This is a genomic window from Protofrankia symbiont of Coriaria myrtifolia, assembly GCF_900634755.1.
Taxonomy (GTDB): domain Bacteria; phylum Actinomycetota; class Actinomycetes; order Frankiales; family Frankiaceae; genus Protofrankia; species Protofrankia coriariae.
Genome location: NZ_CAAAFS010000092.1, coordinates 1 through 8,613 on the forward strand (window position 1 = coordinate 1; position 8,613 = coordinate 8,613).

Consider the following 8,613-nt stretch of genomic DNA (forward strand, 5'->3'; position numbering starts at 1 on the left):
ACGTGAGGGGACGGCGTGGGGGCGTGGGGGACTTGACCCGAGATCGGCGCACCACCCTGGGCCGCGTCCGATGGATCTTCAATCGCGTGGACGGCGTCCGGGCAACCACCCTCCATCGGACACGGCCTGGGCCGACGTTCCGGTCACGGGCCGGGCAGCCGTTGTCAGCCGGCGCGGACCCGGACGATCGCAACGGTGACCCGCAGCTGTCCACCGGGGGCCTGGCCGACGGCGGTGAGCCTGAACACACCACGCGTGGGCGGGGCCGTCAGCGTGGCCTCGAAGAGACCGCTACCGTCCGCAGTCGTGCTCCCGTAGTACTGGAAGTTGCTGTAGAGCTGGACGGTCGAGCCGGGCGTGTAACCACATCCACTGAAGGTGAAGGACGCGTTGGTCACGACCGGGCTTGGTGTCACCGTGCCTCTGTCCAGGAAGCCGGTGCACCGGAAGGGGGGTGGATAGGACTGGGCGACGGCTGGGGATGCCGATGTCACGCCGAGCGCCAGCAGACAGCCGGCGGCGAGCAGGGCCGCTCCCAATCGACGGAATCTCATGGATGTACTCCCACTGTCGGACCTGCTGGTATAAGCAGCCTGAACATGAACACTGTCAGCTTATAGATCGCTACTTTCCGTGTCTACGCTGCTGGGCGTGTCATTCAGGATTCCGTGACCAGGGGGAGACAGAACGTATACCTGATGTGGTGACGGTTTCAGGAACGGCCAGCGGTTGCGGCCGCAGGAGCAGGGTCGCTCTGGCCACCGGTTCCCAGATCCGCAACACCAGCGTGCGGGTCTGCCCACGGTCGAGCGGGAGGGGCGTCGAAAGCACCGGATGGCCCCGCTCGGCGTCGCGGTGCAGGTGAACGGGCAGCCCGTCCAGGGTGGCCGCCTGTAGCCCGCTGCCCACGCCGGTGTACACCGCCAGCGACAGCAGGTTCTGCGCATCCGGATTGCCGGCCGGGGGCGCACCCTGCCCGCCGGCGCCAGGCTGACCAGGAACAGGCTGGTCGCTCCGGTTGCGGACGTAGGCGCTCAGGCCGGCCGGGGCCGCGTTCGTGAGCCGTATCGTGATCGTCACGTCCGCGGAGCCGTCGGGACGACGGACACTGCGGTAGTCGGTGTTGCGCCGCAGCCAGTAGTCGAGTTTGCTGGCCGCGGCATTCTGCGTCACCACCGCGAGATAGGGGCCGTCACCGTCGGGGAGCGCACCGCCCAGCGCGGTCGTCTCAAGGATTTCCTGTTCCGCCGGATGGTTGCTGGATACCAGCAGGCGCCCCTCGGTGGCGGCCCGCCCCAGCGCGGACAGCAGTGCCGAGGTGTTTCCCGCGCCGGACGCGACCGCGTCGTAGACAGCCCGCCCCACGGAGGCGAAGAAGGCGTCCCGCTGCCAGACGTCGCCGATCTCGGCGTACGCCCGTGACTCCACGAGTTCGACGAGCGAGCCGGCCGAAATGCTCCGCCCACCCGGCAGAACCGCCGGCTTTGTCGCGGCAAGCAGGTAGGACAGCGTTGTCGGATCGATGCTGATCGTCCCGTCGACGCGCACACCCGTGCCCGCCTGGTAGAGCGCCGTGTAGAAGCTGCCGACGGTCGGGTAGTGCGGGGTGAGGTTGGCGTTGGCCCAGACCTGGGTCGGCTGCGCGTCCGCGTACATGTCCTCGAGCTCGGGCGGGAGCGCCATGGCCGGCACCCGCTGGGTCGGCCCACCGGGCAGGTAGCCGTTGCCGGAGATGCCGGTGAGCCCAAGCCTGCCGTCGACGGCGGTCAGCAGGCCGAAGGCCCCGATGATGCCCCCGGTGGCCCGGGACTCGGCCGGGTTCTGGACGACCAGCAGGTAGCGGCGCGGCCCGTCAGCACCCATCATCGGCGGCACCAGCCGGGTCACCAGCTCCAGCGTCGCGGCGGCGCGCTCGAGCCGTTCGGCGTGGCGCAGACCGGCCTCGCGGGCGTCGGCGAGCCCGAGGCGGGCTCCGATCGCCCCGCAACTCGGCGTCGCCGCGAGCCGCCGGTGGAACTGGCTGATCGCGGCGTGCGTGGACGCGGCGGCCGGGCGGGCGGCCGCGATCCGGCCGGTGTCGATGGTGGTGCCGGTGCGCAGGGCGTCCAGGTCGAGGACGGATCCCGTGGGGTCCAGCAGGGGGCGCGAGTCCTGGAGCAACTGGTCCAGTGCGGTCACCATGGAGCGGACGGACCGGGCAGGGCAGCCGATCGTCGGGACATGGACGGTCAGCGCCCACAGCGGGTCACCGGTCAGCTTCCGGGCGGCCGCGGTCTCCGTGCCGATCGTGTTCACCCGGGCGCGCAGCGCGGCGCCGGACAGTCTGTCGCCGGCCCGCAGCGCCTGGTCCAGCGCGGTGATTTCGTTCTGGACGGTCCGCAGATGCGATCGCGCGAGTAGGCCGCGTACCGCTGTCCACGACACCGCCAGCGCCAGGAGCAGCACGAACACGGCTATGCCGAGCAGCGGCAGCCGCGCTCTGCCCAGCCGCAGCCGGGCCCGCTCCAGCGGCGAAGGCTGCGCCGCGTCCGCGTCCGCGGCCCGGGCCGGAGGCGTGGTCACCGTCGACGCGGCTCCGGCCCGGGCGACAGCCGCGGCCCTGAGGGCGGCTTGGATCCGGCGGCGATCACGGCCGCCGTCACGAGCGGGAACTCTCGCCCTTTGGCAACCTTCTGTTTCTTCATGGCTCCGCAGCGTAATAACTGCGGATGGTGGGTGTACAGACCGGCCCCGTGCCAGTTGCCGCGTCTGATTGCTTTCAGTTCTATGTTGTCACGGATTGGTTGTCACGGATTGCCGCGCCGACCTGGCGAGCTGTGCCCGGTCCGCCAGCCCGCCGAGCCGGCGGGCTGTGCGCAATCGGTGGACCGGTGGACCGGCGGGCTATGCGTGGTGGTCGGCCCGGCGGGTCGGTGGGGTGTGCGTGGACGCGCTCGCCTGGTCGCGGGGGCTGTCCTCCTCGTCCGCGGGCGTGATGACCTCGGCGGGCACGGGGGTGTTACGGATCTCCTCGATCTCCTCGGCCGACTCCACCGAGACCCTCGGCAGTATCCGGTCCAGCCAGGACGGCAGCCACCAGTTCGCCTTCCCGAACAGGTGCATGAGCGCGGGTACCAGCAGCGCCCGGACGATGAACGCGTCGATGAGAACGGCCACCGCGAGCCCGAGGCCGAACAGTTTGATCACCCGGTCGGCCCCGAGGATGAAGGACGCGAAGACCAGCGTCATGATCGCGCCAGCGGCGGTGATCACGCGGCCGGTCTCGGCCTGCCCGAGGGAGACCGCGATCCGGTTGTCCCGGCGCACGAGCCACTCCTCGTGGATCCGGCTGACCAGGAACACCTCGTAGTCCATGGACAGCCCGAAGAGGATGGCGAAGAGCATCACGGGCAGGAAGGGTTCGATCGGGCCACCCTTGACCCCGATGAGGCCCGCGAGCCATCCCCACTGGAAGATCGCGACGATCACCCCGAACGCCGAGCCGACCGCCAGCAGGTTCATCACCGACGCCGTCAGCGGTACGACGACACTGCGGAACACCGCCATCAGCAGCAGGAAGGCCAGCGCCACGACCACCCCCATGAACAGCGGGAGCTTGCTGGTCAGGACGTCGGAGAAGTCCTGGTAGGTCGCGGTCACACCGCCGATCTTGATGTCCAGGGCGGTGCCCGTGGTCACCCGTGGGATGGTCGTCCCACGTAGTCGCTTGAGCAGCGCGGCGGTCCTGGCGTCCTGTGGGCTTGTGCTCGGGTACAGCGCCACGATCGCGGCCTGTCCGCTCGGGCTCGGCTGTGCCGGTGAGACGACGGCGACCCCCGGCTCGGCACGCAGTTCGGTGACCACCGTCTCCAGTGCCGTGAAGTCGGCGGGGGAGTGGATCTTCGTGACGAGGCTGAACGGCCCGTTGAACCCGGGCCCGAACCCACTGACCAGAAGATCGTAGGCGCGCCGGGACGTCTTGGACTGCGATCCGTTGCCCTCGTCGGCCGTGCCGAGCCGCAGCGAGAAGAACGGCAGTGCGGTGATCATGATCAGGGCGGCCGACAGCACGGCGTAGAGCACCGGTCGCCGTTCGATCCGGCGGGCCGACCGCCACCAGAAACCGGACGGGTGCTCGGGCTCGGGGCCCATGTGGGCGAGCTTCACCCGTTCGGCCCGGCCGAGCACCTTCATCCCGTAGAAGCTCAGCAGCGCCGGGAGCAGCGTGACCGCGGTGGCCATGGTCAGCGAGACGGCAAGGGCCGCGGAGACCGCGACACCGTAGAGGAAGGTGACCCCGAGCGCGTACATGCCCAGCAGCGCGATGCAGACGGTGAGCCCGGCGAACAGGACGGCCCGCCCGGAGGTGTTGATGGCGGTGACGGCCGCCTCCTCGGGGGTCTTGCCCGCCCGCAGGCCGATACGGTGCCGGTTGACGATGAACAACGCGTAGTCGATACCCACGCCCAGGCCGATGAGGGTCGCCAGCGTCGGCCCGAACTGGGCGACGGACATCACGTGGGACACCAGGCCGATGCCGGCCATCCCGACGCCGAGCGCGATGACCGCGGCGACCAGGGGCAGCGTCATCGCCAGCAGGGTCCCGAAGGCGATGAACAGGATGATCGCGGCGGCCACCACCCCGAGCAGCTCGCTGGTGTTCTGCTGCGGCTGTTCGACGATGGCGACCGCGGTCCCGCTTACTTCGACCTGCAGCGGCCCGCTGTCGGCCGCGCGGGCGGTATCGATGATCGCTTTGAGGTCGGAGCGGGGGATGTCGACGGCTTGGTCGTCCAGCGCGACCGTGGCGAAGGCGGTCCGGCCGTCCCTGGTGAACTGGCCGGCGCCCGCCGGGTCGTACGGGCTGATCACGGCGACCACGTGTGGCAGGCGTGCGACCCGCTCAAGCACGGGGACCACGTCGGCTTCGAGCAGCGGGTTGTAGAGGGTGCCCGTGCGGGCGTGCAGCACGATGCTCGCGGTCTCGCCGGCGGCGGCGGGGAACTCCCGTTCGAGCAGGTCGATCGCCTGCTGGGACTCGGTTCCGGGAAGTGAGAAGTTGTTCTTGTAGTCCGTGCCGGCAGCATATGCGGCCGTCCCGAAGCCGAGCAGGGCCGCGAACCACAGCAGCAGGACGATCCAGCGGTGACGGAAGCACCAACGCGCGAGCGATGCCACGGGTTTCCCCCCGGGTCTGGGCCGATGGACGGGTCAGGGTCAGCCCAGAACGCCGGTATCCCCGGGCGTTCTGGACGATCGGTCGATCGGGGTAGTCTACCGATCGGTCAGTAGGAGAGGATATTGTCAGGATGGCTACAGGTTTCCGCTCCGGACCTCCTGCTGAGAGGGGTGCATGGCGACGATGCCCGGTCGTGCCCCGCGTTCTCACGCTGCGGATACGCGTGACCGGATCCTTGCCGTCGCCGTCCAGCTGTTCAACGAGCGAGGTTACGCAGGGACGTCAATCCGTGACATTGCACAGTGCCTTGGTATGACGAAAGCCGCTCTCTACTACCACTTCGCGTCCAAGGACATGATTCTGGACGCAGCGGTGCAGCCGTTCGTGGAGGCGTTCGGCCATGTGAGCGATCTCTCGCGCGTTGATCCACCGGTGTCGGCTCGGTCGATCATCGAGGGTCTGGTCGAGGCGATGGCCGGTCCGGGCGCGGTGCTGTCCGCCTTTGTCGACGACCCGTCGGTGATCCACCGACAGGTCGGCAAGGGGGACCTCGCCTCGCACCGGGATGCCATCGTGATCGCCCTGGCCGGGCCAGAACCCACTCCGTCACGTATCCTGAGGGCCCGCTGCGCGGTCGGCTGTGTGCAGGCGGGCATCCTCGGCACCGCGCTGGAGCGGCGGGCGCTGGCCGCCGCGGGCGTCGACGCCGCCCGCGGCGGCCCGGGGGAGATCGGTGTCGATCAGCCGCTCGTTCCGGAGGACGTCCGGCGTGAGGTCGTCGAGGCCGCTCTCGACGCTCTCGGGCCCACCGGATAGGCCCTCGGCTCGGCTCGGCTCGACGCCGGCAACGTCCCGTCCGGGCCGTCCTTGGCTGTCTCCCAGCTGTTCCCACCGAGGATACCTGTCCGGGGATACCGGGGATACCCGGGGCTGGGCCGCTGGCGGTGTGAAGAAAGAGCACAATGCTGCTCCTGGTCAGCATTTGTTGGCTTTGAGTAGCAGTCGTGAGGTGGTCGGGTACCCTGTTGATAATGCTCCGATCACGTTACGTGTTTTCGGTGGTGACTCTGGCGATCGCTGTCGGGGGTGCTGTCTGGCTGTGCGCGCCGCGGCTGTCGACCGCTCCGGTCCGGTCGCCGCCGTCGGCGGGGGGCCCGGCCACCGAACCAACGGTGACCGTCGGTGACCCCGCTGCCGACGGCCTGGCGCGGGCCGGAGCGGGCCCGGCGACCCGTCGGATGCGGGTGGGGACGGTGATCCTCACCGTCGAGGTTGCCGAGACGCCGGCCGCCCGTAGGCGTGGGCTCATGGACCGCACGTCGCTGCCGTCCGGAACCGGCATGTTGTTCGTCTTCGGCAGAGAGTCGACGGACGGTTTTTACATGTATCGGACCCTGATCCCGCTCTCGATCGTGTTTTCCCGGTACGGGCGGGTGGTGACGATCCAGGAGATGACGCCGTGTGGTGAAGAGAATCCGAACAGTTGTGAGGTCTACCGAACTGAGGCCGCTTACACGGAGGCGGTGGAGGCGCCAGGCGGCACCTTCAGCAATGCGGGGATACATCCGGGTGATATGATTGAATTCTTCTAGCCACATCGGGGTCTATCGGGGTCTGATGACGGGCCGCGGTATGTCGGCAGTGAAAAATCCGTGTTCCGATGTCGTGTACCGAATGTGATGGGTGCCATCGGTCGACAATCAAATTTTGGGTGAATGTTGACCGAATGTCATGTAGTGCTTGCGGCGTGGATCCGTCGTTGCCATGATGGGTCCGACAAGGCTTTCGGGGTCGTGTCGTCTACCTGACGATGGACGTTCCGGCCGTGGGGCGATGAAATAGGGCTGGGCCGTACGTGGGGCCGACCGTTTGTCGTCAGCGCTGGCGACATCCAGGTTCCGAGGGCCTGACCGCGACCGTCTCCCGCCCGGGAGGAGGCGACCACCGCGCGACCGGAGGGTTTTGTTGTATACACCGGCCCGTCCCACGGTTCCGGACAGCCGCCTGCACGTCGTCGCCGAGCAGTCCCGCTTCGCGGGCAGCCGGGGATGGCCGCCCAGGACAGCGCTTGTCACCGGCGCGAGCAGCGGAATTGGTAGGGAGGCGGCGCTGCTGCTCGGCGAGATGAACTGCAAGGTCCTGCTGGTCGGCCGCAATGGTGTCGCGCTCGACGAGGTTGCCGCCTCCACGTCCGGTCACCGGATCGCGGTGGACCTGTCGGTCCCGGGCGCCGAGGCCACGGTGGCCTCCCGCAGCGAGGATCTTCTCGGCGATCTCGATCTGCTGGTGTGCGCGGCCGGTCTTGGTTCGGCCAGCCCGTTCGACCAGCTTTCCCACGAGGCCCTTGCCGAGCTCGTGGCGGTCAACGTGCTCTCGCCGATGGCGCTCGTCCGCGCCGTGCTCCCGGCCATGCTTGAGCGTGGGCACGGGCGCATTCTGCTGGTCGGCAGCGTCGCCGGAGCGTTGGGGGTACGTGGTGAGGTCGCCTACTCGGCGACCAAGGCCGCGCTGGTCGGGTTCGCCAACGCCCTGCGTTCTGAGGTCGCCGGTCGTGGTGTTACGGTCACTTTGTGTTTTCCGGGGGTCGTTGACACCGCTTTCTTCCGCCGTCGTGGAGCGCCGTACGTGCGCAGATGGCCACGTCTGCAACCGGCTCGCCTTGTCGCCGAGCGCATGCTGCTCGCGACCGGGCGGGGACAGGCCGAGATCTGGGTACCGCGCTGGTTGTCGTTTGCCGCCCGGGTCCACGGGGTGACGCCTACGCTCTACCGGCGGCTGGCGGGAATCTTCGGTTAGAAGCGCTCGGGACGACGGGGAGGCCGGCCCGGACCGCCGGTGATGCATCGCGCGACGGAGGAGACGGACGCCGTGCCCGGCCGCGGCGCGGTCATGGCCGGCGGCCTCCTGTTCGACCATGTCGCGGCAGTGGTGGCCACCGGTGGGGGAGGGCTCTCGCAGCACGTCCCGCGGCATGGCGGTGTCCCTCGTGGATGTGAGGGTCCGCACAGTACCCGGACAGGCGGTAACGGGGTCATATCGGTTGGATCGGGGAATCATGTGGGGCACGCGCTGAAAAAGGGCGTGCCGCATATCGGATGGCCGGCCGGAGGTGGCACGGCCATGGTTTTTCGCGCTCGGGGTCCCGGGAGCCGATCCGGGAGGCCTTCGGTCCCCGGGCCACCGGAGGGCCGCCGCCGGCGGCGTCGTGCCTGTCGCGCGTCGCCGGAGGTCTTCACAGCCTCCGGGGCACCAGGGGGGACCGTGAGGGTGAAGGTTGCATGATCATTATTGCTTCGTGCGGCCGGAGGCTCAGGAATTTGGAGAGCAGACCTGTTCAGGCGCGCCGCCGGATCGTTCCCGCGGCGCGTGTCAGGCCCAACCGCTGACGAGGGGGAGGCGCATGACCACAAGCGACGCAAAGGTCGGCTCGCCGCCAGGCGGGCCGACCTTTGCGT

At 69.0% G+C, this 8,613-nt stretch carries 6 protein-coding genes; 3 read left to right on the forward strand and 3 right to left on the reverse strand.

Annotated features, from left to right (window positions below):
- Positions 1–164: 164 nt before the first annotated feature.
- The 3 genes from CM1CMNOD_RS05325 to CM1CMNOD_RS05335 form a co-directional block, all read right to left on the reverse strand.
- A complete protein-coding gene (locus CM1CMNOD_RS05325) occupies positions 165–554 on the reverse strand; it encodes a hypothetical protein (RefSeq protein WP_013872634.1) in 390 nt (129 codons plus the stop codon).
- A 100-nt stretch (positions 555–654) separates the two neighbouring features.
- Positions 655–2,562 carry a DUF4012 domain-containing protein gene (locus CM1CMNOD_RS05330; protein ID WP_013872635.1) on the reverse strand — a complete coding sequence of 636 codons (1,908 nt, stop codon included), beginning with the start codon at positions 2,560–2,562 and terminating at the stop codon, positions 655–657.
- Between the two features lie 321 nt (positions 2,563–2,883).
- Positions 2,884–5,157, reverse strand: a complete 2,274-nt coding sequence (locus CM1CMNOD_RS05335) for an MMPL family transporter (RefSeq protein ID WP_013872636.1) — start codon at positions 5,155–5,157, stop codon at positions 2,884–2,886.
- 184 nt (positions 5,158–5,341) lie between these two features.
- Here CM1CMNOD_RS05335 and CM1CMNOD_RS05340 point away from each other — a divergent pair, with 184 nt between their 5' ends.
- From CM1CMNOD_RS05340 to CM1CMNOD_RS05350, 3 genes are all read left to right on the forward strand, one after another.
- Positions 5,342–5,974: a TetR/AcrR family transcriptional regulator gene (locus tag CM1CMNOD_RS05340; RefSeq protein WP_083828443.1), complete on the forward strand. Its 633-nt coding sequence runs from the start codon at positions 5,342–5,344 to the stop codon at positions 5,972–5,974.
- A gap of 437 nt (positions 5,975–6,411) precedes the next feature.
- Positions 6,412–6,750: a DUF192 domain-containing protein gene (locus tag CM1CMNOD_RS05345; protein ID WP_157490976.1), complete on the forward strand. Its 339-nt coding sequence runs from the start codon at positions 6,412–6,414 to the stop codon at positions 6,748–6,750.
- A 373-nt stretch (positions 6,751–7,123) separates the two neighbouring features.
- A complete protein-coding gene (locus CM1CMNOD_RS05350; protein ID WP_013872639.1) occupies positions 7,124–7,954 on the forward strand; it encodes an SDR family NAD(P)-dependent oxidoreductase in 831 nt (276 codons plus the stop codon).
- The last annotated feature ends 659 nt before the right edge of the window (positions 7,955–8,613 follow it).

What these genes read in the sequence shown, in the direction of transcription:
- CM1CMNOD_RS05325 (WP_013872634.1), bottom strand. Translation starts at nt 554, where the DNA reads ATGAGATTCCGTCGATTGGGAGCGGCCCTGCTCGCCGCCGGCTGTCTG.
- CM1CMNOD_RS05340 (WP_083828443.1), top strand. Translation starts at nt 5,342, where the DNA reads ATGCCCGGTCGTGCCCCGCGTTCTCACGCTGCGGATACGCGTGACCGG.